At 40.5% G+C, this 26,261-nt stretch carries 25 protein-coding genes; 13 read left to right on the top strand and 12 right to left on the bottom strand.

Annotation, left to right across the window (positions count from 1 at the left end):
* The first annotated feature begins 8 nt into the window (after positions 1-8).
* The 8 genes from ABIN91_RS23825 to ABIN91_RS23790 all read left to right on the top strand — a co-directional run bounded on the left by ABIN91_RS23825 (position 9) and on the right by ABIN91_RS23790 (position 7,896).
* Positions 9-383 carry a four helix bundle protein gene (locus tag ABIN91_RS23825; RefSeq protein ID WP_348054153.1) on the top strand — a complete coding sequence of 125 codons (375 nt, stop codon included), beginning with the start codon at positions 9-11 and terminating at the stop codon, positions 381-383.
* Between the two features lie 33 nt (positions 384-416).
* Positions 417-1,676 (top strand): sigma-54 dependent transcriptional regulator, encoded by a 1,260-nt coding sequence (locus ABIN91_RS23820; RefSeq protein WP_348054151.1) that lies wholly within the window; start codon positions 417-419, stop codon positions 1,674-1,676.
* 3 nt (positions 1,677-1,679) lie between these two features.
* Complete coding sequence (locus tag ABIN91_RS23815) at positions 1,680-2,198, top strand: LptE family protein (protein WP_348054149.1); 519 nt, start codon at positions 1,680-1,682, stop codon at positions 2,196-2,198.
* A 21-nt stretch (positions 2,199-2,219) separates the two neighbouring features.
* Complete coding sequence (locus tag ABIN91_RS23810) at positions 2,220-4,166, top strand: hypothetical protein (RefSeq protein WP_348054147.1); 1,947 nt, start codon at positions 2,220-2,222, stop codon at positions 4,164-4,166.
* Between the two features lie 10 nt (positions 4,167-4,176).
* Positions 4,177-4,512: a preprotein translocase subunit SecG gene (secG, locus tag ABIN91_RS23805; RefSeq protein WP_348054145.1), complete on the top strand. Its 336-nt coding sequence runs from the start codon at positions 4,177-4,179 to the stop codon at positions 4,510-4,512.
* Positions 4,513-4,743: 231 nt separating this feature from the next.
* Positions 4,744-5,034: a co-chaperone GroES gene (gene groES, locus ABIN91_RS23800; RefSeq protein WP_348054143.1), complete on the top strand. Its 291-nt coding sequence runs from the start codon at positions 4,744-4,746 to the stop codon at positions 5,032-5,034.
* A 99-nt stretch (positions 5,035-5,133) separates the two neighbouring features.
* Positions 5,134-6,768 (top strand): chaperonin GroEL, encoded by a 1,635-nt coding sequence (gene groL / locus ABIN91_RS23795; RefSeq protein ID WP_348054141.1) that lies wholly within the window; start codon positions 5,134-5,136, stop codon positions 6,766-6,768.
* 342 nt (positions 6,769-7,110) lie between these two features.
* Positions 7,111-7,896, top strand: a complete 786-nt coding sequence (locus ABIN91_RS23790; protein WP_348054139.1) for a mechanosensitive ion channel family protein — start codon at positions 7,111-7,113, stop codon at positions 7,894-7,896.
* 2 nt (positions 7,897-7,898) lie between these two features.
* Here ABIN91_RS23790 and ABIN91_RS23785 read toward each other — a convergent pair whose 3' ends face one another.
* Genes ABIN91_RS23785 through ABIN91_RS23760 form a run of 6 tightly spaced genes read right to left on the bottom strand, consistent with a single transcriptional unit; the run spans position 7,899 to position 13,979 of the window.
* Positions 7,899-9,245, bottom strand: a complete 1,347-nt coding sequence (locus ABIN91_RS23785) for a DUF58 domain-containing protein (RefSeq protein ID WP_348054137.1) — start codon at positions 9,243-9,245, stop codon at positions 7,899-7,901.
* The gene (locus tag ABIN91_RS23780; RefSeq protein WP_348054135.1) at positions 9,246-10,223 is read right to left on the bottom strand and encodes a MoxR family ATPase; all 978 of its coding nucleotides are present in this window, start codon (positions 10,221-10,223) and stop codon (positions 9,246-9,248) included.
* Between the two features lies 1 nt (position 10,224).
* Entirely contained in the window at positions 10,225-11,394 is a 1,170-nt protein-coding gene (locus tag ABIN91_RS23775) for a DUF4350 domain-containing protein (RefSeq protein WP_348054133.1), read from the bottom strand.
* Positions 11,391-12,161 (bottom strand): DUF4129 domain-containing protein, encoded by a 771-nt coding sequence (locus tag ABIN91_RS23770; RefSeq protein ID WP_348054132.1) that lies wholly within the window; start codon positions 12,159-12,161, stop codon positions 11,391-11,393. Before ABIN91_RS23770 ends, ABIN91_RS23775 begins: the two co-directional genes overlap by 4 nt.
* Positions 12,162-12,168: 7 nt before the next feature.
* Complete coding sequence (locus tag ABIN91_RS23765; RefSeq protein ID WP_348054131.1) at positions 12,169-13,020, bottom strand: hypothetical protein; 852 nt, start codon at positions 13,018-13,020, stop codon at positions 12,169-12,171.
* The gene (locus ABIN91_RS23760) at positions 13,017-13,979 is read right to left on the bottom strand and encodes a stage II sporulation protein M (RefSeq protein WP_348054130.1); all 963 of its coding nucleotides are present in this window, start codon (positions 13,977-13,979) and stop codon (positions 13,017-13,019) included. The genes ABIN91_RS23765 and ABIN91_RS23760 overlap by 4 nt, the downstream gene beginning before the upstream one ends.
* 89 nt (positions 13,980-14,068) lie before the next feature.
* Here ABIN91_RS23760 and ABIN91_RS23755 point away from each other — a divergent pair, with 89 nt between their 5' ends.
* A complete protein-coding gene (locus tag ABIN91_RS23755) occupies positions 14,069-14,830 on the top strand; it encodes an RDD family protein (RefSeq protein ID WP_348054129.1) in 762 nt (253 codons plus the stop codon).
* Positions 14,831-14,833: 3 nt separating this feature from the next.
* Here ABIN91_RS23755 and ABIN91_RS23750 read toward each other — a convergent pair whose 3' ends face one another.
* Both ABIN91_RS23750 and ABIN91_RS23745 read right to left on the bottom strand, forming a co-directional pair.
* On the bottom strand, positions 14,834-15,163 hold the full coding sequence (locus tag ABIN91_RS23750; RefSeq protein ID WP_348054127.1) for a DUF2752 domain-containing protein: 330 nt from the start codon (positions 15,161-15,163) through the stop codon (positions 14,834-14,836).
* Positions 15,164-15,172: 9 nt separating this feature from the next.
* Positions 15,173-15,610 (bottom strand): DUF5684 domain-containing protein, encoded by a 438-nt coding sequence (locus tag ABIN91_RS23745; RefSeq protein WP_348054125.1) that lies wholly within the window; start codon positions 15,608-15,610, stop codon positions 15,173-15,175.
* 132 nt (positions 15,611-15,742) lie between these two features.
* Between ABIN91_RS23745 and ABIN91_RS23740 the strand changes: the two genes are divergently transcribed.
* On the top strand, positions 15,743-17,170 hold the full coding sequence (locus ABIN91_RS23740; protein ID WP_348054123.1) for an L-serine ammonia-lyase: 1,428 nt from the start codon (positions 15,743-15,745) through the stop codon (positions 17,168-17,170).
* A gap of 224 nt (positions 17,171-17,394) precedes the next feature.
* Here ABIN91_RS23740 and ABIN91_RS23735 read toward each other — a convergent pair whose 3' ends face one another.
* The 3 genes from ABIN91_RS23735 to ABIN91_RS23725 are packed head-to-tail and all read right to left on the bottom strand — an operon-like array spanning position 17,395 to position 19,480.
* On the bottom strand, positions 17,395-18,054 hold the full coding sequence (locus ABIN91_RS23735) for an SGNH/GDSL hydrolase family protein (RefSeq protein ID WP_348054122.1): 660 nt from the start codon (positions 18,052-18,054) through the stop codon (positions 17,395-17,397).
* A gap of 59 nt (positions 18,055-18,113) precedes the next feature.
* Positions 18,114-18,836, bottom strand: coding sequence for a lipoyl(octanoyl) transferase LipB (gene lipB, locus ABIN91_RS23730; protein ID WP_348054121.1), 723 nt, complete (start codon positions 18,834-18,836; stop codon positions 18,114-18,116).
* Positions 18,836-19,480 (bottom strand): 4'-phosphopantetheinyl transferase superfamily protein, encoded by a 645-nt coding sequence (locus tag ABIN91_RS23725; protein ID WP_348054120.1) that lies wholly within the window; start codon positions 19,478-19,480, stop codon positions 18,836-18,838. Before ABIN91_RS23725 ends, lipB begins: the two co-directional genes overlap by 1 nt.
* A gap of 70 nt (positions 19,481-19,550) precedes the next feature.
* On the opposite strand from ABIN91_RS23725, the gene dcd reads away from it, so the two are divergent.
* Both dcd and ABIN91_RS23715 read left to right on the top strand, forming a co-directional pair.
* Entirely contained in the window at positions 19,551-20,087 is a 537-nt protein-coding gene (gene dcd / locus ABIN91_RS23720; protein WP_348054118.1) for a dCTP deaminase, read from the top strand.
* Positions 20,088-20,148: 61 nt separating this feature from the next.
* Complete coding sequence (locus tag ABIN91_RS23715; RefSeq protein WP_348054116.1) at positions 20,149-22,860, top strand: TonB-dependent receptor; 2,712 nt, start codon at positions 20,149-20,151, stop codon at positions 22,858-22,860.
* A 57-nt stretch (positions 22,861-22,917) separates the two neighbouring features.
* On the opposite strand, the gene dxs is transcribed toward ABIN91_RS23715, so the two are convergent.
* Positions 22,918-24,846, bottom strand: coding sequence for a 1-deoxy-D-xylulose-5-phosphate synthase (gene dxs / locus ABIN91_RS23710; RefSeq protein ID WP_348054115.1), 1,929 nt, complete (start codon positions 24,844-24,846; stop codon positions 22,918-22,920).
* A gap of 352 nt (positions 24,847-25,198) precedes the next feature.
* Between dxs and ABIN91_RS23705 the strand changes: the two genes are divergently transcribed.
* On the top strand, positions 25,199-25,942 hold the full coding sequence (locus ABIN91_RS23705) for a segregation/condensation protein A (protein ID WP_348054113.1): 744 nt from the start codon (positions 25,199-25,201) through the stop codon (positions 25,940-25,942).
* Positions 25,943-26,261 lie beyond the last annotated feature (319 nt).

The raw sequence follows: 26,261 nt of genomic DNA, 5'->3' as shown, positions 1-26,261 counted from the left end.
GAATCAAGATGAAGAGGCATAACTTCAAGAACCTGAAAATATGGGAGAAGGCTATGGACTTTACGGATTTAACTTATGATTATTGTAAAGGATTGCCAGTAGAGGAAAGATACAATCTGATTAATCAGATTAATAGATGTGCCTGTTCGGTTCCTTCAAATATCGCTGAAGGCTCCGGAAAAAGAACAAATCTGCATTTTGCGGAGTTTCTGTCAACTGCTTTATCATCTTCTTACGAAGCTGAGACTCAGTTGTTGATATGTGAAAGACGCAGATATGGAGATAAGGAGAAATTGAATGAATGTTTGGAATTGGTTGCAGAGGTTCAGAGAATGATATTTTCTTTCAGGGAATACATTCTTGGTAATGACGGTAAGTCTTGACTCTTGCATCTTGATTCTTGAGTCTATTTAAAAATGGAAATACAAGAAATTAAACAACGGTTCGGTATCATAGGCAATTCGCCTTTGTTAAACCGGGCCATTAATATAGCTAACCAGGTTGCGCCTACCGATATTTCGGTGCTGATAACCGGGGAGAGTGGTAGCGGGAAGGAAGTTTTTTCGCACATTATACATCAGATGAGTCCGCGCAAGCATGGGCCATTTATTGCTGTTAACTGTGGCGCTATCCCGGAAGGTACAATTGATTCAGAACTATTTGGTCACGAAAAGGGAGCCTATACCGGTGCCGTTGGTGAGCGTAAAGGTTATTTTGAAACGGTAAATGGCGGAACTATATTTTTAGATGAAATTGCCGAAATGCCTTTGGGTACCCAAGCGCGTTTACTGCGGGTTTTGGAGTCGGGCCAATACATCAAAGTAGGTTCGTCTAAAGTAGAAAAAACCAACGTACGTGTAATAGCGGCTACCAATGTTGATGTTTACGAGGCGGTTAAAAATGGAAAATTCAGAGAAGATCTATACTATCGTTTAAATACGGTTCCATTACGTATCCCACCTTTGCGGGATAGGAAGGAAGATGTGTATTTGATCTTCAGAAAATTCACTTCCGATTTTACGGCTAAATACCGTTCACCGCCAATACAATTAGACGATCCTGCACAACAGGTATTGATCAATTACTCGTGGCCTGGTAATGTTAGGCAGTTAAAAAATATAGCCGAGCAATTGGCAGTTTTAGAGCGCGACCGTACCATTACCGCCCAGGTGTTGTTAACTTACATCCCGCACGAGCAGGGTAATCGTAATTTGCCAATGCGTATCGAAAACCAGCCTAAAGAGGATTTCTCTGAAAGGGATATTCTTTATAAAGTGCTTTTTGATATGAAGCGCGATATGGTTGAATTGAAAAAACTGGTTGCCGATTTGATTGAGCACGGGGGCGTTGCGGCAAATTATGCTGATAATAACCAGGTGATCAATCAGCTTTATCGCGATATTGAGTTGCCAAATAACCCCGATTCACAATTTACTTTACAACACCCCGTTCATAACAATAACAGCAGTAATAATAACAATAATAACAACAGCGATAATTTTAATATTACGCAGGATGCTGAAGAAGTTGAAGAGTCATTATCGTTGATCGAAAAGGAATCGGATCTGATCCGTAAGGCCTTAAAAAAGCATCGCGGTAAACGCAAACTGGCGGCCCAGGAATTAGGAATATCAGAACGTACCTTGTACCGTAAGATCAAAGAGTTAAATTTGTAATTAATGAGGACAAAGGTATTTCTATTGTTTTTTGTTCCCCTGATATTTATGCTTCCAGCTTGTTCGTACAAGTTAAGTTTAGATGGGTCAACAATCCCGCTGCAGCTAAAAACTATTAATGTGATGTTTTTTGAAAACACCGCGCCATTGGTAGTGAATAATTTAAGCCAGCTATTTACCGAAGCTTTAAAAGAACGCGTACGCTCGCAAACAAGGCTGAGTATGGTTAGGGGCGAGGCCGATGCTACGCTGGAGGGCCAGATAACCGGATATGGTATTGCCCCCGCTTCGGTACAGGCCACCAGTGATAACAGGGCGCCAATTGCCGGCTTAACCCGCTTAACCATTACTGTAAAAGTAAAATACACTAACATAGCCAACAAAAAGCAGAATTTTGAAGAGTCATTCAGCAGGTTTAAAGATTTTTCAGGCGATCTGGGTTCGCAGGAGCAAGCTTTAATTTTAGATATCAATAAACAGCTAACCGAAGATATTTTTAACCGTGCCTTTAATAATTGGTAAGCAATTCGTATTTTAAACAACGTGGAACAAAATTTAAATACAGATCAAAAAGATTTTTTTTCGGAGGTGATAGCTAATCCTACCGAAGTAGGCGCTATGCATGCGCCGCAATTAAAATCGTTGGTCGACTTGTATCCGCAAAGTGGGATATTGCGTGCTATGCTAGCGCGGGCCAGTCAGATTTATGATGAAAGTGGCTTTCAGCAAAAATTAAAGTCGGCAGCGGTTTATGCGCCAGATAGGGCCATACTTTATAACCTGATCAACTATCCCGAAAAGTTAATAAAATATGTTGCGCCCTTTAACGAGATAGTTGAGGAAGAAGAAGTTTCACTTTTTGAAGATGAGTACAGCAACTATCAGCACGAAGATCAAGGTACGGGTTATGAAGAAGAGCAGGTTTACGAATCGGAGCCTATAAACTACTTCCACGAATCGGAAGAGGAGTTTCAGTACACCGCAGCAGACAGGACAAATTTTAACCCCGTAGCCGAGCCGGAAGCGACTCAGCCGCAAGAGGAAGATATTGCTTACAATTACCCCCCTGCTGAACCGGAAATAGTTCAGCCGCAAGAGGAAGATACTGCTTACAATTTCCCCCCTGCTGAGCCGGAAACAGTTCGGCCGCAGGAAGAATATACTGCTTACAATTTTCCCTCTGTTGAACCGGAAACAGTTCGGCCGCAAGAGGAATATACTGCTTACAATTACCCCCCTGTGGAGGAGGTAACTCAACAGCCGGTAGTATCAGATTATGATTATACGCCCCCTTACCGGGACGAGGTAGAAGAGCCACAAGCGCCGCCAGGTTACACTTATAACAACCCGGCAGAGCCAGTTGTACCACCTGTACCGGGTTACCATACTCCGCTAAGTTACCAGGAGCAGATAGCCGAAGCGGCCACCGAAGCTGGCGATGAGGTTTATGATGAGATAGCTGATATTGAGGATGTCAAACCAATCATTAAATCAAAATCAAATGTTCCTGACATTACCGATATTGAGGGAGGCGAGATTGAAGTTAAAGAGGAAAAGGATGAAAACGAAGAGGTGATTATGGCGCAATATGGGCAGCAATCTCGTGAAAACTATCTTGCCGAAAAGCCAAAATTGACTAAGGCAGAACAAGAGCTTGCAGACTTTTTGGCCCAGGGCCCAGAATACATCAATACTATACCTGGCTATGTATCCGAAGAACCACAGCAGACTTACACCGAACCGGAACCGGTAGTGGTTGAAGACGCAGTGTATAACGAACCTGAACCTAAGAAAGAATATATTACGGAAACTGACGTGGATGTAGTGGAAGAGGATGCGCCGGACATTGATATTGTAGATTTTGAGATGATTGAAGAGCCGGTTGTACAGCCTGTTAATCCAGTTACCCCAAGGCCGATGCCCCATGCGCCGCAAGCATCTGTAGCTGCTGCAACTGTTAATGTTGAGCCGCAGTTTGCTAACGGTGATGATTCGCGCGTATCAAAATATAACGACGATAAAATGCCCTACAGTTTTATGTGGTGGCTTGATAAGGTGCGTCAAGAACATGCCGAAACGCATCAGCCTTATGTGCCGTTTAAGCCTATCATAAGCGAAGTGCAGCGCCTCGCGATTAGCGATGATTTGCAACAGCAGTATTTCGAAAATATATTCCACATCACTTCGGTGGAGCAGTTGGATATGAATACCCGTGATAAGCGCAAAGAAAGCGAGATCATCGACAGGTTTATTCAAAAAGACCCACAACTGAAACCGCCAAATACTGAGAAACTCGACAATGAGAACAAGGCCAAGAATAGTGCCGAAGACAAAAACGAGTTGGTTTCGGAAACGCTGGCACGCATATACTTAGATCAAATGCTGTATACCAAGGCTATTTCAACGTACCAAAAATTAATGTTGAAATTTCCGGAAAAAAGCAGTTACTTTGTCGCCCAGATAAAATTATTAGAAAAAAAGATCAATTAAATAGAGTAAAATGATATTATTAGTAATTCTTGCCATTGTTATTTGTGTGCTGTTGGGCCTTATCGTGTTGATACAAAACCCTAAAGGCGGTGGCTTATCATCAAATTTTTCAAGTTCATCACAATTATTAGGTGTTCAAAAAACAGGGGATATCCTTGAAAAAGGCACCTGGATATTAGCTATCGCGCTAATTGTTTTATCATTAACCATTAACGTGGTAGGTAAAGGCAGCAGCGGTAAGGTTGATAATGCAAATCAGGAGCAAATTGATAAAGCATCAAAACCAAGCGCTAACACTGCACCGGCACCAACTACTACATTGCCTGATCTGAACAAAAAGAACTAAGCAATTACAACTCATAAATTAAGGGGACTTTAAGAATGATTTTTCTTAGGTCCCTTTTTTATTATACTGACATCATGACACGGCAAACGTTAAGTTGCGGTTAACTAAGTTTTGTGTATGATGAAATTTTGACAAAGCATCCGTCAATATGTACTATTCCATCAGCGTGGCATAGTTAGTGATGAATGGCCAATAGAAAATAAACTTAATACAAATTAAAAATAAGTAACTATGTCGTTAAACATTAAACCTCTTGGAGATAGAGTAGTTGTAGAAGCTGCTGCTGCCGAAGAAAAAACTGCATCAGGTATCTTTATTCCCGATACTGCTAAAGAAAAACCTCAAGTTGGAACTATAGTAGCCGTTGGCCCGGGCAGACACGCAGATTCCGGAACTTTGATAGCTCCAACCGTTAAAGTTGGTGATAAAGTTTTATATGGTAAATATGCCGGTACCGAAACTTCGTACGAGGGTAAAGAGTACTTAATTATGCGTGAATCTGACGTTTACGCAATTCTGTAATCAAATTTGTTGCAAGGTTGTAATGTTTTAAAGTTGAAATGTTCAACTTAACATTCAAACCTTTCAACGTTCAAACATCAAAACAAAAAATAATAGAAAATGGCAAAAGTTGTTAAATACAATGTAGAAGCACGCGACGCCTTAAAACGCGGTGTTGATATTTTAGCTAACGCGGTTAAAGTAACATTAGGTCCTAAGGGTCGTAACGTAATTATAGATAAAAAATTTGGTTCACCTATTATCACTAAAGATGGTGTAACTGTAGCTAAAGAGATCGAATTAAAAGATGCTTTAGAAAACATGGGTGCCCAAATGGTTAAAGAAGTAGCTTCAAAAACTGCTGATATTGCCGGTGATGGTACTACTACTGCAACTGTTTTAGCTCAGGCTATTGTAACCGCGGGTATTAAAAACGTAGCTGCCGGTGCAAACCCAATGGATTTGAAACGCGGTATTGATAAAGCTGTTGAAGCGGTTGTTAAAAACCTGCAAGAGCAATCACAAGCTGTTGGCGATGATAACAACAAAATTAAACAAGTAGCATCTATCTCTGCTAACAACGACGAGGTTATCGGTTCGCTTATCGCGACTGCAATGGCTAAGGTTGGTAAAGACGGTGTTATCACTGTTGAAGAAGCAAAAGGTACCGAAACTGAAGTTAAAACTGTAGAAGGTATGCAGTTTGACCGTGGTTACCTTTCTCCATACTTTGTAACCAATGCTGATAAAATGGAAGTTGAGTTGGAAAACCCATACATCCTGATCTATGATAAAAAGATTTCTTCGATGAAGGAATTGTTGCCGATATTGGAAAAACAAGTTCAAACAGGCAAACCATTGTTAATTATCGCCGAAGATTTAGATGGCGAAGCTTTAGCTACATTGGTAGTTAATAAGATCCGTGGTTCATTAAAAGTTGCTGCTGTTAAAGCTCCAGGCTTTGGTGATCGCCGTAAAGCGATGTTAGAGGATATCGCTATCTTAACTGGTGGTACTGTTATCTCTGAAGAAAGAGGTTACAAATTAGAAAATGCCGACTTAACTTACTTAGGTACTGCTGAGAAAATCCTTATCGATAAAGATAATACTACTATCATCAATGGCGCTGGTAAATCAGAAGAGATCAAATCTCGTGTAAACCAAATCAAAGCTCAAATCGAAACTACTACATCAGATTACGATAAAGAAAAATTACAAGAACGTTTAGCTAAATTATCTGGCGGTGTTGCTGTACTTTACGTAGGTGCTGCATCAGAAGTTGAGATGAAAGAAAAGAAAGATCGTGTTGACGATGCTTTACACGCAACCCGTGCCGCTGTTGAAGAAGGTATAGTTGCTGGTGGTGGTGTTGCTTTCATCCGTGCGGTTGCTTCATTAGCTGATTTAAAAGGCGCTAACGAAGATGAGAACACTGGTATCCAGATCATCCGTCGTGCTATCGAAGAGCCTTTACGTCAGATCTGCGAGAACGCAGGTATCGAAGGTTCTATCGTAGTTCAAAAGGTTAAAGAAGGTAAAGCTGATTACGGTTACAATGCACGTACAGATGTGTATGAGAACCTGATCGCTGCCGGAGTTATCGATCCTACTAAAGTAGGCCGTGTAGCTTTACAAAACGCTGCTTCTATCGCTGCTATGCTTTTAACAACTGAGGTTGTTTTGGCTGACGAAGCTGCTGAAGATGCTGGTCACGGTCACCCGCCAATGGGTGGTGGCATGGGCGGCATGATGTAATATCATCCCTGTCTTCACTTTCTATAAGTGAAGTTAAATATAGAACCCTGTTCAGTTTTCTGAACAGGGTTTTTTATGCGAATTAAACTTTGGCATAAAATCACTGTCAAATTGTACAAATAAAGGGTGATTTGTAACGTTTTTGTAAGCTCACCATTATTTTAACACGTTTATATCATAAAGTACGGATTAATATAATTAAGGCACACCGTTTGATATTTAGCAAGTATGAAAGTGATAAGCGAAAAAACCAGATATGTATCAACCAAAATAATTGGTTGGGCCATTATAGAGGGACCACAATTATTTGTAACTCTATTTAGATAAGAATATCTTTAGGGTATGAATCTGGAAAAGTTCTATACCCAAGCCTCTCAATGGGCAGTTTCGCACGTCCCTAAATATATCCTTGCAGGTGTTGTTTTCTTTATTGGCCTTTGGCTCATCAAACTCATAAAAACCCGTATTCGCGGGCACATGAGTAAAAGGCAAATTCACTCTTCGCTCCAACCATTTTTTCTTAGTCTGTCTATAACAACGTTGCATGTGCTGCTCATTGTTGTGGTGATGGAAATTGCGGGTGTTGAACTAACCATTTTTAACACCGTTATTGGCGCTTTAGGTATCACAGCGGGTTTGGCCCTTTCGGGGACATTACAAAACTTTGCAGGTGGGGTGTTTATCCTGCTGCTTAAGCCATTTACCATTGATGATAATATTATAGCCCAGGGAGTGGATGGTGTGGTAACCTCTATCCAGATATTTTATACCGAAATACTTACCGCCGATAACAAAACCGTTATTATACCTAATGGCAAGCTATTTAATGAGATCATAACAAACGTTACGCGCGAAGGAAGACGACGCCTTGATATTGAGTTGAAGCTTACTTATGTTATAGATGTTGATGAAGTTAAGGCAATAATAACTAATGCGATAAAACAAACTACAGATATATTACCCGAGCCACTGCCAACAGTTGGCATATTCGCGCTCGAAATTGACGGGATAAAAATAAGCGCGCGGGTTTGGGTTAACACCGCCAAATTTAGTGACGTGCGATTTGCGCTCCAGGAAAGAATAATTAAAGATCTGCAAACAGCCGGAATTAAACTGCCAGGTACCTGATACTAAATTTTTTGCCTCGCCTTGAGTTCCAAATATCGGTTTATAGTATTAACCGTTAAGTTTTGCGGGGACGTTAAAATAGATTGTATCCCGTAACGCGCCAGCTCCTTAACAATGAGTTTCTTCTCGTATGCAAATTTTTCGGCAACAGTTTTAATGTAGATATCTTCTACATTGCTTGCCGGTTGCTCACTTAAGGTTTTAAGTTCTGTATTCTCAAAAAACACCATCACCAGTAAATGATATTTTGCTATCCGCTGTAAAAATGGCAATTGCCGTTGTAATGCCGACATACTTTCAAAGTTGGTGAAGAAAACCACCAGGCTGCGTTGTTTAAGTGTGCTACGGATTGTAGTATACAGGAGCTCCATATTAGTTTCCAGGTAACGGGTTTTCTCCTTGTAAAGCACTTCCATTATCTTATTCAGCTGTGTTGGTCGACGGTCGGCAGGAACTACTGAACCCTTTTTTTCTGCGATAGTGATCAGCCCGGCTTTGTCTTGTTTAATCAAGGCAACGCTTGATAACACCAAACTTGCGTTGATAGAATAATCGAGCAAGCTCAAACCATCAAAAGGCATTTTCATGGCCCGTGATTTATCGATCACGCAATACACATGCTGAGATTTTTCGTCGGTATAATTATTCACCATCAACTCGCCACGCCTTGCCGATGCCTTCCAGTTCAAGGTGCGGAAATCATCACCGGCCACATAGTTTTTGATCTGTTCAAACTCCATACTGTTACCAATACGGCGTATCTTTTTAATCCCGTACTCGTTCAAACGGTTTGATATGGCCATCAGCTCGTACTTACGCATTTGTAAGAAGGAGGGATAAACTGGCAGATTTTCGGACTGTTCAAAATTGAACCGACGGTTAATTAAACCTATCGGCGATTGCACATACACCCGCACATCGCCAAACTCATACTCGCCGCGTTTGGTAGGGCGTAGCATGTAGTTGAGTAGTTTATGCTGCCGCGATGCTAACGTGGTTTTAAACCACACATCACGCTTTTGAAACTGGTGCGGTATCTCGTCAATAACACCCACACTAATAGCAAAGGGGTAAAAGTTCTCGATGTAAATGCCTATCTCATTATCATCGCCATTACTCAATCGTTCGGGAGCATGCCTTCTGGAAAATACACCTTTGCGCATCCTGTAAAGCATCCATATATCTATCAGGAATAGTAATACTAACGCAAGGATAAAGACCGTCGGAATATCACCCAGCCACGGGAAAAAGAATGAGAACAAATAAAGCACTACAGCGCAACCCAACCCGAAAAACAATCGGTTAGTTAAAAATAGGTTTCTGTAATATAGGTTAAAAAACAATTTCAATTATCTCGGTATTTCTATTTTCTGGATAATTTGAGCTACTACTTCATCTGGTGTAACGCCTTCCATTTCTTTATCAGGAGTGAGCATAATACGGTGCCTCAATACAGCAGGGGCAACCCAAATAATATCTTCCGGCGTAATAAAATCACGGCCTTTCATGGCAGCCAAAGCTTTGGCACTATTTACAATTGCCAATGATGCACGTGGCGAACCACCTAAAAATAACGATTTATGACTGCGGGTTTCGTGGATGATCTTAGCCACAAACTCCAGTAATTTAGGCTCTACAAATAAACTGCGTACCTGCTGGCGCAAAGCAATAATATCCTGTGCGGACAACACAGGAGTGATCTCTGCCAGTTGGTCCACTGTTTTATGCTGATGTTGTTGGGTTAGTATCGCTATCTCTTCTTCCAGCGATGGGTATTTTACCTCTACCTTAAACAAAAAGCGATCAAGCTGTGCTTCCGGTAAACGGTAAGTGCCTTCCTGTTCAACGGGGTTCTGGGTAGCTAATACGATAAACGGCTCGGTCATTTTATAGCTGGTGCCATCAATGGTAACCTGGCGCTCTTCCATCACCTCAAACAGAGCCGCCTGGGTTTTTGCCGGAGCACGGTTTATCTCATCAATCAAAATGATGTTACCGAATATTGGTCCTTTTTTATACTCAAAATCAACAGTCTTAGGGTTAAATACTGAAGTCCCCAAAACATCCGATGGCATCAGATCTGGTGTAAACTGAATCCGTGAAAACTTGGCATCAATACTTTTGGCTATCAATTTCGCTGTTAAGGTTTTGGCTATGCCCGGTACACCTTCTATCAAAATATGGCCATCTGCTAGAATACCGGCTATCAGCAAATCAATACTGTCTTGCTGCCCTACTATCACCTTACCAAGCGACTCCTTAATTTTAGCTACCGCCTCGCTAAGCTTGGTCAGATCTGTACGTTGTTCAAAAAATTCCTGTTCCATATTATCTGGATTGAATATTAAATTGTTCTATGTTTTTGTTGAGGTTGATCAATTCGGTATCGCTCACAATTGTACCGCTTCTAGCCAATGTTATCTGATTCATTAATTCGCGAATCAACACCCGATCTACCCCGCTCTTATGTGTCAATTGCGTTACAAATTCATCATTTAAAATATTAGTTTTAAGCCCGTATTGCGTTCGTAAATGTTCTAAAAAATAAGAAGCTTTTTTGTGAGCAATATCACTATTGTCGCGTTGTTCATAATAAACCTGGCCTACTACATTTACAAAATCAATAGTGGAATTACGCAATGGTTCAATAATTGGGATAATACGCTGACGGCGTTTGATTTCGAAAAGAATAAATGCCGTAAAACTAAAAAACGCGATATAAAACGCCCATTTTAAGGCCGGGTTTCGCAGGAAAACGCGCATGCTTGAACTATCATCCTCCCTGCCCAAAGTATAATATTGGTCCCACATTAAATTATTATCTTTTTTTACATATGATAATGCTGTTGATGCATACGTAACGCCACTTTTATCCAATAAGCTATAATTGCTAAACATAAGCGGCATTGTATTTAGAAAGAGGTTGCCTTTTCCAATATTGTATTTTACATAGTTAGCATGATGTTTCTGATTGGTGCCTAACAATGTGGCTTTTGCAGTATCTATGCTACCAAAATAGCCGTCGCTCATGCCTTTTTTAGCACTGAATACTTTGTTAGTATCAATATAATTATTGGTGAATTTTACGGCCGTGCTATCGCCAAATTCAGACCGGGTATTTATTTTCAATTGTTTCCCTAATTCATCTCCAAAATAGGATGCTGCTATAAACACATCGTTCCCTGCTTTAATGTATCCCCTCAACTTTTCATAGTCATATTTACTTAAATCTATATTATCGCAAATTATAATGTAGGTGCCATGTTTTATCCCATGGTCATTAACAACATTATATATAGGTTCGCGATAGGCTGTAACTTTTGCTTTAGGAAAGATGTCGTTTATTCGTTGATATAATATATAAGTACCAAATGGTATCTTATCTGTATTGCTTAAAGTTTGCGACCAATTAAGAGCCTTAGGTTCGTTGTATTTTGCAACTATATATATAATTAACAAAGCGGATAAAATACCAATATAGATCTTTAAACTCTTCATGATAACCTTCGCTTAAATTCTTGAAAAATGGAGTTTATATTTTCAAAAGAATGGCTATCAACCGGAAAATCACCATACCATATGTATTCAAATTGCCGGGTCACTAATACAAATTGCCTGCGTTGCTCCTCATTGGTGAGTTCGTTTAAGTAGTCAGTATTAGTTTTATCAATCTTCCAATGGATCAAATTATTATCGCTTAGTTGTTTTAGGCAACGTAAATATAAAAGTCGCACAGCAAGCCTGTAGTTTTTAATAGCGAGTGCGCCTTCAATTGCTTCGTCAAAACTTATTTCGTGTATGTTCTCTATTGATTCGGTGTAAGGAATAGCACCATCATCCTTTTTCTTTTTAAATAAGCTTAGCAGGTTTATTCCTAATAGCTTAAATATAATGTAAACCACCATAAAGGCAAATATTGCAATAATGAGATATTTTATTGCCGTGGCAGATTTAGCACCTATTGATGCATTGCCAAATAATTTTTTAAGTAATTCGCCAACCCAGATCCAAAAATTAGTCCAGATGTGCCACACCCATTCCCAAAATCTATCCCACAAGGTTATCGCGGCTTTTTCGGTTTTGTAATTAAAATCCGGATCGTTACGGTACTTATTTAGTTCGGCAGCGTTAAATTGGCGAATCTGTAATTGAGTGCTATCAATTTTAAGTTGATGATGCGTTGCGTGTGCATTACTAATTTTTGCTGCGCCTGCAACATTGATACAGAATAATAAGCCCAATATGATGAATAGCGATTTAAGCATGTTGGATTTAGTATTGTTCTGATTGGATTTGATCTGTACCAGAACCGCTTTGCCCAAACATTTTAATTCTGTTTATTAAACTGTTTGATTCTTTTTGCTCTGTTAATGTATAATATACTAAGGTTAAACCAATAATGGGGAGCATCCATAATATTTGTGAAATGTGTATTATAATAGCTTCTGCAATGTTAAGTGGTGTGCTCATGCTTTTACCCGTTAACCATTCGGTTCCTCCATAAAATATTACGGCCGGTATAACTATGATAACAATAAAAATTGTAGAAACGATAATTGATAGCAGTAATATTACCCCAAAAACCATCCACCAATTACCTTTAATTATTTTAAAAGCTCTTTTTATCGAATATTCTGCATTGGCGTTTTCAACTACCATAACGGGGATAACTAAACCCAAAATAGGAAGTAAATATATCCCGGGAATAAAGCACATAATTATGCCCATTATAAGGCCAAAAGTTAACAAGAATTGCGTACCAACCACCCTAAAAAAGTAATATCTAAAATATCCCCAAACCTCCATAATAGTAGGTGCCTGGTTACCTTTTTCTTTGTAAAAAACCAGGTATGATAAGGTTGTTAATATAAGCGCGGTATAATCAAGAATATTAAACACAAAACTTAAAAGCCCCCAGAACGAAAAAAGTGATGTTGAAGAACCAGCATACGAGTTTTGCGAATTGAACATAATGGTAACCAATATACCGGTAACTAAAAAAGGACCACATATTACCAGATATGCTTTTAACAGCGGCTGGAAGTTTTGCTTTAAAATAACAAACGAGTCACTAATAATATCACCAAATTCGCGATTAATGCCTAATTCAACATTGGGTTTCATTTATTTGTATTAATAAATTTATAATTACGTGATAGATATGCAGGGTAAATAACCACATACCAGATTATGAATAGCAACGATCCTGCTAATATAGATGTACTTAACCATATAGGCATTTCTGTATGCCGCGTTACAAAACTCTCAAAAATTGCAGCCATAACAACAATAGGAGAGATACCCAGCATTATTTTAACACCATCAAGCGCACCTTTTTTTAGTGATATAAAACGGCTATAGGTTTTAGGGAACAGAAGGCTATTGCCTAGTATTAAACCGGCTGCCCCAGATAAAATGATGCATGATATTTCGAGCGTACCATGTATCCATATTACCAATACTGAAGCTATCCCCAAACCTTTACTAATAAATAGGTATTGGAAGCAGCCAACCATTATAGCATTCTTAAATAAAAAATAAACAGTACCTAATGATAAACTTATCCCAACAACAAAAGTAATTGCCATAACTGTAAGGTTATTTTTAGCTATCATCCAAAACATCATAAACTCATTCTGGTCTTTGTAAACACCAAATGGATCACCTTTTGATATGTTTTCGTTAGTCATATTCACATATTTGTCGCTCAATATAAAATTGACAAAGGTACGATCATACTTAGCTGATAAAATACCAGTTAAAAAGAAGAGCATAAAAAATATAAATGCATATAATATTTGTTTCTGATAGGTTTTAAAAAGTAATGGTAATTCAAACTGCCAAAAATATACAAAGCGATTAACCTTCTCTTTTTTGTTTTTGTAAATTGATTGATGAAAGCCCGATGCTAATCCATTTAAGTAAAGAGTGGTTTTTGATGTTGGATAAAAAGTTTTGGCATAAGCCAGGTCGTCCATAATGGTTACAAAGCGTTCTGCAAGTTCATCCGGCCCTTGTGCAGGCATGGTTTCGTACTCCTTCCATTTCGCCGAATTCTGCTTTATAAATATGGGTTCGCGCATGACAGCCTGTTAAATAATTTTTTGTTAAAATAATAACAATATTCCATGTGTTCATACAAAATGTTCTACAGATCAATATATTTGTTTATATGCAAGTAGTAAGGATCAGAACATCGCAAAATATTGATATCGATTATGAGGTTGCCGGTTTAGGCGAACGTGTTTTAGCACGTATAGTTGATATGGGTGTTTTTATAGGTATAACATATGCACTTTATTTTATTTGTATAATAGTTTTCTTAAGTACATTTCAATCCCTGCAAACAGGTGGTAGTATACCTGTGGCCCTAATTGTTGTTGGTGTGGTTTATGCAATTGTAGCTGCTTTTTATGATTTGGTTTGCGAGGTTTTTTTCAATGGCCAAAGCATTGGTAAATATGCTATCAAAATTAAAGTGGTTGATATAAGTGGTTCACGGCCAACAATGGGGCAATTTTTATTGCGATGGGTATTCAGACTTGTTGATTTTGGGTTAACATTAGGTATCGGTGCCCTTATTTCGGTTGCCGTTTCTGAAAAAAAACAACGTATTGGCGACTTAGTGGCGGGTACAACCTTAGTTAAAACTAAACTACGTACCGAATTGGAAGATTTGTATTTTATGGCCCCTGATGGCGATTATGAGCCATTATTTGTGGAAGTGAATAATCTTTCTGACAATGATATTGCGGTAGTCCATGATGTGATTGCCAACTTTAAAAGTACTGGTAACAGTAAACTGGTTTATGATATGGCCGTTAAGATAAAGGAGCACCTTGGTTTAAATACACCTGTTGATATGAACGATTTTGACTTTTTAAAAACAGTGGTTAAAGATTATAACTATATAATATCCAGATCTGCAATTTAATCTTTACATATAAATGCCAACCATTTTATATAGGTACGAAAACAGGATAATATTACCAGTTACCATGTAAAGTATTTTCTTCATGATGTGTGCCTTGTCAAAGTGCAGTTTCATATCAAATAACACAAACAATGTAGTAATAAACAAAGGAATTGCTGCCGGATAAAGCGCTAAACTTTGATGAAGGTTACCCTCTAATAAAGCAATAACAGAACGTTGAAAGCCACATCCCGGGCAATCTATACCGGTTAATTTTTTGAAAGGGCAGGGTATTAAATAATTTTGCAGCCATTGAAACATGTTCAAATGGCTGCAAAATATTATAGCGTTCATATAGTTGAACTATATTTGTGGATCAATTGGTTGTTGATAATCATTAGAGCCGAAACGGTTAGCTGCATTAGCTTCTTTTGCAGATGGGCCTAAATAAACAGAATCACCAAAGCCTAATATTAACATAAATATTGGGTTTAAAAGTACAAGCCCAACAGTAAAGCCTTCCTCTTTTCCAAAGCTCTTGCTTAATAAATTATAGGTCCAGATAACGAAAATAATAGATGTACAAGGAAAAATTATGAGTAGAAACCACCATACGGGCTTACCTACAATTTCTAATAGTACAATTACATTATATATCGGGATAATTGCGGCCCATCCCGGCTTGCCTGCTTTAGTGAAAACTTTCCATACCCCAGCAATGCAAATTACCCAGATAAATAAAAAGAATAAGATCATTCCTGTACCAAAAATAGGTGCAGCGCTTGAACCATAGTTTTCCATAATGTTTTAAGGTTTAGTTTTTATTGTGATTAATTTATTGCAAAATATAAAATATTTAATTACCAATGGCTATCTCTATTGTATTTATTACAAAAAAACAAATGTGGTGTTTATTCTGTAAATTCGCCATGTATGCAACGCGAACAAATTTCCGTATTCGATATATTTAAAATAGGTATTGGTCCCTCAAGCTCGCATACGCTTGGCCCATGGCGTGCGGCGCAGCAATTTGTTAATATATTGCAGGATGGAGGCCTGCTTGCATCCGTTGTACAGGTCAAAATTTTACTCTACGGTTCGCTGGCTAAAACAGGTAAGGGCCATGGTACAGACATTGCCATTTTATTGGGCCTTAGCGGCGATGATCCGGTAACGTTTGATGTTAACCAGATAACACCTAAGATAAATGCCATCAGTAACGATCATCAACTGAATTTAGACGGTAAACATCAGATCAGCTTTTTTAAAGATGATGATCTGTTGTTCCTGTTTAACGAAAGCCTGCCATTTCACCCCAATGCCGTAACCTTCCAGGCATTTTTAAGTACAGGCAAGGCGGTATCCGAAACCTATTATTCCATAGGCGGTGGTTTTGTTGTCCGCGAAGGCGAAAGCGCTTCATCTAAACACGAAGTAGATTTGCCGTTCCCGATAGAAAAAGCTAACGACTTGCTACACTGGTGCATCAAAACCGGCCTCAAAATATCCGACGTGGTAATGGAGAACGAACTCGCCTGGCGCAGTGAACAGGAAACCCGCAACGGTGTACTCAACATATTCAAAGTGATGAACGAGTGCTTTTATCGTGGCTGCCACACCAAAGGGAACTTACCGGGCGGACTAAACGTAAATCGCCGTGCTGCCGCGCTCAACAAAAAACTCCTCGGCAATAATACCTATACCGATTACCCAAGCTGGGTAAAAGCCATCCGTGAAAGCGGTAACGGCTTTAAATATACGCTGGATTGGGTAAGCTGCTTCGCTTTAGCTGTAAACGAGGAAAATGCCTCATTCGGTCGTGTAGTTACTGCGCCAACCAATGGTGCTGCGGGTGTAGTTCCGGCTGTATTACAATATTACATTGTGTTTTGCGACGGCTACGACGAGAACAAGATCATCCGGTTTTTACTAACCGCTTCCGAAATTGGCAGTATCTTCAAAAAAGGAGCAACCCTGTCTGCTGCAATGGGCGGGTGCCAGGCCGAAATAGGTGTATCATCGGCAATGGCAGCAGCGGCATTAACCGAATGCTTGGGCGGAACGCAAAGGCAAGTATTAATGGCTGCCGAAATAGCTATGGAACATCACCTCGGCTTAACCTGCGATCCTATTGGTGGCTTGGTACAAGTACCCTGTATCGAGCGCAATACCATGGGGGCCATCAAAGCCATAACAGCATCGCAATTGGCCCTGCAAAGCAATCCCGATAACGCTAAAGTAAGTTTAGATGCCGTAGTAAAAACCATGTGGCAAACCGCGCTGGATATGAACTCCAAATACAAAGAAACATCAGACGGCGGCCTTGCTATACAAATACCATTGAGCTTACCGGAGTGCTAAATCTTTAAACACGCGTCATTGCGAGGTACGAAGCAATCTCTTTAGGACAATCCGCTTTCATAGCTTCCCTGTATCATACTGGCTGGGTCAGATTTTAACCGGTTACTAATAACCTCAATAACTTGAAGGGGGGATAAAGTAAGAAGATTTTCAATGTTTTAGTTGAAAATTCCACTTATTGAACCATAACACACCCTATAGGATAGGTGGCAACGCCGAAAAATTTACTTAGCCAGTTGGGCAACCACTTGCGTAGATAACTGCCCAACCCATAAGCCATACATTTTAGCCGAAGGATGTAAGCCGTCAAAAGCAATCAACGATGTGTCAAAAGCCGCCTGCCGCGATATGCCGGTAATATCCAAATAGTTCACACCGGCTTTCAAGCTCTCATCTTTATTAATGGCGTTAAACTGATCTATCTCGTTGGCTATTTTTGCTTTGTAAGACGTCGCCGCGAAGGGTGTTACGCTATAATCAGGAATAGATAGCACAAAAACTTTAAGCTTATTACCATTTGCGAAACCAATAGCGGTATTCAGCAACTGCACAAATTCGGCACGATAATCGGCTTGGCTATAGCCACGGTATTGGTTATTCACACCGATCAGCAAAGTAACTAAATCATACTTTTGGGTTATGTTGGCTTGCGCGATGGCGTTTTTCAAATCACCGGTGGTCCATCCGGTAACGGCTATAATTTTAGGCGTAGTAATTCCATAACCTTTATCGGCCATGCTCGTTTTAAGCTGGTAGGGGAACGAGTTCGTCAGCTCAACAGCTTCACCAATGGTATATGAATCACCTAAGGCCAGGTAAGTATACGGCCCTTTTAAATTTGTTGGCGTATTTGCTGTTTGCTCCGTAGTTTGTTCAATATCCATAGGTTTTTTATCACAACCAGCTAAAGTTGCAAGGCTCAACAAAATTAAAATCATCCCCTTCATACCACATCCATTTCAAATAATACGGAAATATGGTGCTTTAAGGTTTTTTTAACGTCATTTATATTTACCTGGTGACCCAATTCGGCCTGCATTGATGTTACCGCTTTATCATCAATACCGCAGGGCACAATGTTCTTAAAATAATCCAGATCCGAGTTTACATTAAAGGCCAGTCCATGCATGGTTACCCATCTGCTGCAACGTACACCCATGGCGCAAATTTTACGCGCCTTTTCGGGGATAGCGGCATCAAGCCAAACGCCGGTATAGCCTTCGTATCGCTCGCCTTTCAAACCATAATCGGCCATGGTTAGTATAACAGCTTCTTCCAGCGTGCGCAGGTATAGGTGTATATCGGTAAAAAAGTTATCCAGGTCAAGTATCGGATAGCTCACAATTTGGCCCGGACCATGATAGGTAATATCGCCACCACGGTTAATAGGGTAGTAGGTAGCTTGTTTATCTTTCAAACCTTGTTCATCTAAAAGCAAATGTTCGGGCTTGCCGCTTTTACCCAAGGTATATACATGTGGGTGCTCACAAAAAACCAGGTAGTTGGGCGTTTTTAAATTATCAGTACTACCCGGGTTTTCTGTTTCGCTGTTGCGGATGTCGATCTTCATCTTCACCGTTGCGGCAAATACCTCTTCCTGCTTTTCCCAGGCTTGCTTGTAATCTATAAGTTCCCAGTCTTCAACTTTTACCTGTTTATTTTTCATCACATCCCCTTAACATAGCCAATCATATAATCACCAAAAGGCATATAGTTTACATTATAATTCAGGTTAACCTCGTCGCCTTTTAAAATCTTAGCCTTAATGGTACCGCCCTGGTGCCAGCCCGGTAACTCTAAATGGATATGATCTAAAAACGAGATCACTTTACGGCCATTGCATTTATAAACGGCCTCTTTAGCGCACCAGCAAATATAAAGCTGCTCTATTTTATGCTCCGGCTCAATTAAGGCCAATTCTTCTTTACTTAAAAATTTATGGGCTATACGCTCCACTTTTTGGCTCACCAACTCAATATCAATACCAACAGGTTTGCTTTTGCTCAACATCACAGCAGCGTAATCAAACGAGTGGCTCAACGAAATATGATAAGACATATTAACCAGATAAGGCTTACCATGTTCATCAACCTGGCAATCAATATACTCGGCGGTGTTGAGCATCGTGCGTAAAAGCACCCGCGTACCCAGCCAGTGCAGGTGGCGTTTTCCATTCCCTAACGATTCAATGTAAGCCTGCTCGCGGGAGTTTAATTGCAGTTGTTGGTATAGTTCGGCAGCTTCCTCTTCTATCTTCCAAAGAGCAAATTCCGTATCCTCATCAACCTGCATTCTAAAGGCTATGGCCATAATGTAAAATTGCAAATAACACGCAAAATTATATCAAATAATTCTAATTTAGGCCTATTCACACAAGTATATGATTTTATCAGATAAACGCATTTTAGAAGAGATAGATAAAGGTAATATTATCATCGAACCATTCAATCGCGAAAAGCTCGGAACCAACTCGTACGATGTACATTTAGGCAAGTATTTAGCTAATTATACCAGCCGTACGCTGGATGCCAAAATACATAACGAGATAGAACATTTCGAGATCCCCAAAACTGGTTTTGTGCTTCAACCTAACACCCTCTATCTTGGCGTTACAATGGAATATACCGAAACCCACGCCCACGTTCCCTTCCTCGAAGGTAAATCAAGCACCGGCCGTTTAGGTATCGATATCCATGCCACTGCCGGTAAAGGTGATGTAGGCTTCTGCAACACCTGGACGTTGGAGATATCGGCCACCCAACCCGTACGCATTTATGCAGGTATGCCCATAGGTCAGCTCATCTATTTTGTAGTTGAAGGCGAAATAGAAACCCTGTACAATTCAAAAAGCAACGCTAAATACAACAACCCAACAACCAAACCGGTTGAAAGTATGATGTGGAAGAATAAATTTTAGCTTCCTCCATACACTTACGTCTGTATTATTGAGGATATTTAATATTATATTGGTCGCACCTATGAAATATCGCAATAATCTTATCCGCTCTTTTTTACTGATAATATCCATCGCCCTCTTCGGCTTTTTTAAGACGGATGATGATGTAATTCAAAAAATCGTAATACAACTGGATAAATGGGTAAAAGCAAGCCCGCAAGAAAAAGTTTATCTCCATTTGGATAAGCCTTATTATGCGATAGGCGATGATATCTGGTTCAAAGCATATGTTACAACAGGCAGCGATCATAAATTATCTACCTTAAGCGGCGTACTTAACGTAGAATTGGTTACCGATAAGGATTCTGTAAAAAGGGCTATCAAGGTACCACTTACTGTAGGCACCGGCTGGGGCAGCATCCAATTGGCCGATTCACTAACAGAAGGCAATTACCGCATTCGGGCTTATACAAACCTAATGCGTAATGCCGGTGACGGATATTTTTTTGATAAAACCATACAAGTTGGTAACGCTATTAATAATAGTGTTTTTACAAAAGTAAATTATACTTACAGTACCGAAAAAAATCAACAAAAAGTTGATGCCGTAATTAACTATGCTGCTGTTGATGGCGTACCTTACGATGGTAAAGAAGTAAGCTACAAGGTTGAGTTGGATAACAAACAGGTTGCAAAAGGTAAAGGCATAACCGATGCAGGCGGTAATCTCCGTCTAAATTTTATTAATAGCTCAGCCCAGTCATCAAAAAGTGGATTAGTTACAACTCAAATACGCTTAAATCCAAAATCTGCTCTCATAACCAAAATTTTGCCTGTTAAGTCTACATCGCAAAAGGTTGATCTCCAGTTTTTTCCCGAAAGCGGTTATCTGGTTAACAATATAGCTTCTAAAGTTGCCTTTAAAGCTGTTGGCGCAGATGGCCTTGGCGTAGAGGTTAAAGGAACAATAGTTGATGATCAGAATAAAGAGGTGGAGCAACTCACAACCCAGCATTTAGGCATGGGTGCGTTTTACATACAACCCGAACCAGGAAGAAGGTATACCGCTAAAATAACTTACCCTGATGGAAGTTCGGGTTCGGTGCAATTGCCCGTCGCGGCAGATAAAGGCTTTGTACTAAGTATCAACAATGCAAATGCTGATGATATTGCGCTCAGGTTATCTGTAAACCCAATCACTTTTCAGGAAAATAAGAATGCAGAGGTTAACCTTGTAGCTCAATCGGGAGGAAACATTGTTTGGGCCGCCAAAACCAAACTCGAAACCATGATGTTTGCCGCCCGTATCCCCCGCAGCCGCTTTCCATCGGGTATAGTGCAATTTACCTTGTTTGATGCCAAAGGCGAGGCTTTGAACGAGCGTATAGTCTGTGTGCAAAATCCTGCCGCCCTTAATGTGATGTTAAGCACAACAAAAGCCGTTTACATGCCCCGCGAAAAGGTAAAGCTGGCCATTGAGGCAAAAGGTAAAACCGACCAGCCGGTTGCAGGTATATTCTCATTATCTGTTATCGACGAAACTAAAGTGTCTGTTGATGAATCCAGTGAAAGTACCATCCTGTCAAATATTTTGCTTTCATCTGATATTAAAGGCTATATCGAAAAACCTAATTACTACTTCACTAATATCAACGATAAAACTAAAGCTGATCTTGATTTGCTGATGCTTACCCAGGGTTATCGCCGTTTCGCCTGGAAACAGATCCTGACTGATAACTTTACCCCGCTTGCTTTCGAAACCGAAAAGTCGTTAAATATTGTTGGGCATATCAAAACTTTAGGAGGCAAACCAATCCCCAATGGTAAGGTGATGTTGGTGTCAAACAAAGGTGGGGTATTTGCTACAGATACAACTTCTGATGCGCAGGGGCGTTTTGTGTTTGATAATTTGATTTTTACCGATAGTATAAAATTCGTGATTCAGGCGCGTACCGCTAAAGACCGTAAAAACGTCGAAATAGAATTAGATAATATCCCCAAACAACTGGTCACAAAAAACAAAAATACTGCCGATGTTCAGGTTAACATCAATAGCGGTATGTTAAATTATCTCCAAAATAGCAGAAAGCAGTATGACGATTTTTTAAAGTATGGTTTAGTTGCCCGACCTGGATTTTTAAAGGAAGTTTCTATCAGAGACAAAAGGCCGCCAGTATTAAAAAACTCTGATAATTTAAATGGCCCGGGCAATGCCGATCAGATTCTTACCGCCAATGATCTTACAAAGTGCGCCACTTTAATACAATGTTTAGAAGCTAAAATGCGTTTCGTTGGTTTTGATTCTCAGGGCAGGCCTATCAGCAGGGGAGGTATAATGGGCATTCTGATAGATGGCAATTTTGTGGAGCCTGATTTTTTAATGTATTTTGATGCAGATGCTATAGAAAGTATTGAAGTGTTGAGATCTATAGCGTATATAACTGTTTACGGCCCAAGAGCAATCTATGGCTTATTAGTAATAACAACCAAAAGAGGGTCGGGTACTTATAGACCCCAAAAATACGCTCCCGGCGTAATAACTTATATGCCAATAGGCTATCAGCGTGTTAAACAGTTTTATTCACCTCAATATGATGATCCTAAAACTGATAAAAGGATAGCCGATCTGCGTACCACCATATACTGGAATCCCAACGTTATTACCGATAAAAATGGCAACACCAGCATAGAGTTTTTTAATGCAGATAGCCCGGGAACGTACCGCGCCGTAATTGAAGGCATTGATGCCGATGGTAATATTGGCCGGCAGGTTTACAGGTACAAAGTGCAATAAAGGGGTTGGTTATAATGTTATTGTATACGCCGTTGTTTTGTGTCTTCACAAACAACTTTACGATGCAATAGTTTCAGTAGCTCTCTTTACAGCCACCTTCCTAACCTGCTCCGCAATTCCAATCGAATTATAACCGCACTCCGCCCAAAGCTCAGGCTGCTCGCCATGCTCAATAAACTCATCGGGGATACCCAACCGGATAACTTGGGCCTTGTAGTTATTATCGCTCATAAACTCAACAATAGCGCTTCCCATACCGCCTTGTAAACAACCATCCTCAACGGTAATCACTTTATCAAACTTAGCAAAAACCTCGTGCAATAAAGCGGCATCAAGTGGTTTAACAAAACGCATATCATAATGCGCCGGATGGTAACCATCAGCGTTAAGCGCATCAAAAGCTTTTACAACCTCGTTACCAATGGCGCCTATAGATAACACGGCAACATCCTCACCATCACAAATCTTACGGCCTTTACCTATCGGGATGGCTTTCATAGGCCGTTGCCAATCCACCATCACACCATTACCACGCGGGTAACGTATCACAAACGGCCCCATATTCTCCTGCTGGGCAGTAAACATCAGGTTACGCAATTCTTCTTCATTCATTGGCGCGCTTACCGTCATGTTCGGTATGCAGCGCATATAAGCCAGATCGTAAGCGCCATGGTGTGTTGCACCATCAGCGCCGGCAAAACCGGCACGATCCAAACAGAAAACAACGTTCAGTTTTTGTATCGCAACATCATGTATCACCTGGTCATATGCCCGTTGCATAAAACTGGAGTAGATGTTACAAAAAGGTACCAAGCCCTGCGTAGCCAGGCCGGCCGAAAACGTAACCGCGTGCTGCTCGGCAATACCCACGTCAAAAGCGCGGTTAGGCATAGCCTTCATCATAATATTTAACGAGCATCCGCTAGGCATAGCCGGGGTAATACCCATTATTTTGGAGTTAGCCTCGGCCAATTCAACTATGGTATGGCCAAAAACATCCTGGTATTTAGGTGGCTGTGGTTTCTCGTAAACCGTTTTTTTAATCTCGCCGGTTATCTTATCAAACAAACCGGGAGCATGCCATTTGGTTTGGTCCTTTTCGGCTAAAGCATAACCTTTACCTTTTACAGTAACGCAATGCAATAGTTTAGGGCCGGGTATATCACGCAAATCTTTCAGCACACCCGCTAAATGTTCTACGTCGTGCCCGTCAATTGGGCCAAAGTATCTAAATTGTAACGATTCAAACAGGTTGCTCTTTTTCAGTAGCGTACCCTTAATACTCTTCTCAATCTTTTTGGCCAGTTTAAACGCATCCGGCCCGAACGATGATATCTTCGCCAGCATACTGGCGATATCGTCCCTAAAACGGTTATAAGGCCTTGAGGTCGATATGTCAGTCAGATATTCTTTCAGCGCACCCACATTCTGGTCGATAGCCATATTGTTATCGTTCAAAATAACTAACAGGTTGCTGTTTTCAATACCGGCATGGTTCAGAGCCTCAAACGCTAAACCGGCTGTCATCGAGCCATCGCCAATAACGGCCACGTGCTGCCTGTCGTTCTCGCCTTTATAGTGCGATGCCACAGCCATACCTAAAGCCGCCGAAATTGAAGTAGAAGAGTGCCCAACGCCAAAAGTATCATATTCACTTTCGCTCCTTTTCGGGAAGCCGCTAATACCGCCATGTATACGGTTGGTGTCAAAAACATCGCGGCGGCCGGTTAATATTTTATGACCGTAAGCCTGGTGGCCAACGTCCCAAACCAATTGGTCGTAAGGGGTATTTAGAATATAATGCAGGGCAACAGTTAACTCCACCACACCCAAACTGGCGCCAAAGTGGCCCCCGTTAACCGAAACAATGTCAATAATATACTGACGAAGTTCCTGACTAAGCTGTTTAAGTTCTTCTGGTTTAAGTTGCTTTAAATCAGAAGGGTAGTTTATTTGTTGCAGTAAGTTTCCCGCAGTTACTTTCATTAATTATGCTCGTGTAAAATAAAGATACAAATTAAGCTATTTATTGCCTAAAATCCACACAAATCGATGTCATTTCTTTCAGGTTAATTTCATTACCGATAACTCCAATAACCGGAGTAATAAAACATGGGTATTTATGGGTATTGAAAAATAACTTCCCAATAAATTCACCGCCTGTTCAGGCGTCTACGCCTGAACACCAACAGTCGTAAGCGTCCAAGCTTGCGAGGGGGGGATAAAGTAAGAAAATTTCAACTCGTCCCACCCAATAATTATCACCATACGCTTTGCGCTCCGCTTAACCTTAAAGATACAAAAAAATCCCGCAAATTCCGTTATTTTTGAACCTGTCATGGCCGAAGAAAGTTTCGAAATTCATCTACCCCAGTTCGAAGGCCCGTTCGATCTGCTCCTGTTCTTCATCGAGCGGGATGAGCTTGATATTCACGAAATCTCCATCTCCAAAATAACCGACGATTTTCTCGATTATCTCCACCACATGAACAGCCTCAACATGGAACTCGCCAGCGAATTCATCTTTGTAGCCGCAACGCTAATGCGCATCAAAGCCAAAATGCTGTTGCCACGATACGAACTTGACGAAGAAGGCAATGAGATCGACCTCAAGCAAGACCTCATCCGTAAACTTATCGAATACAAAAAATTCAAAGTAGTGTGCGAAGAGCTTAAACCCATGGAAGAGGAACGTCTGAAACAAGAAAAACGAGGCTATATCCATCTCGACATGGAAGCCGTTGCCGACCTGGCCGCCCCCGGCGAAGAACTCGAAAGCTTCGACCTCTATAAACTCATGCTCGTTTACAGCCGGGTAATGTCACGCTACAAAACCCAAACCCGCCAAGTAAAGCACACCGTAATACAATACCCCTACACCATCGAAAAACAAAAAAAAGCCATCGCGGCCTTACTCTCCATTAACCTCCGCCTTGATTTTGATGCGATGAGAAAAAACTCCGAAAATCGTGTCCACTTCGTCTACAACTTCCTCGCCGTATTAGAAATGCTCCAGCAAGAATTGGTTGATATCCAAATAGGCTTAGGCTACAATAATTTCTGGATATCGCCGAAGGCATAATTGCTGATCAACTTCTCAAACTGTGTCATTGCTGAGGAACGAAGCAACCGCACGGAGAAAAGCAGTTATGCAAATCTCACCACGCGATCCAATAACCTATCGGTATTTGTAAATTTAATCAAACCCCTCTTCTCTCGTCAGCAGGCAGCTTCGGCCAAAAGCGGAGAGAACGTGTAAGCCTGTGCGGCCGGGAAGGGCCTCTTGATTGTGCATAGCTCAGGCCTGTGAAACCTAAGCCCCCGCGGCTATGAGCGGGAACTATGCAAGACCGTGTTGCAGTCACCACATATTAGCCGACCAAACAACATGTTAATATCTT

The organism is Mucilaginibacter sp., assembly GCF_039921305.1.
In the GTDB taxonomy this organism is placed as follows: Bacteria; Bacteroidota; Bacteroidia; order Sphingobacteriales; family Sphingobacteriaceae; genus Mucilaginibacter.
This window is presented reverse-complemented; position numbering and strand designations above follow the sequence as displayed.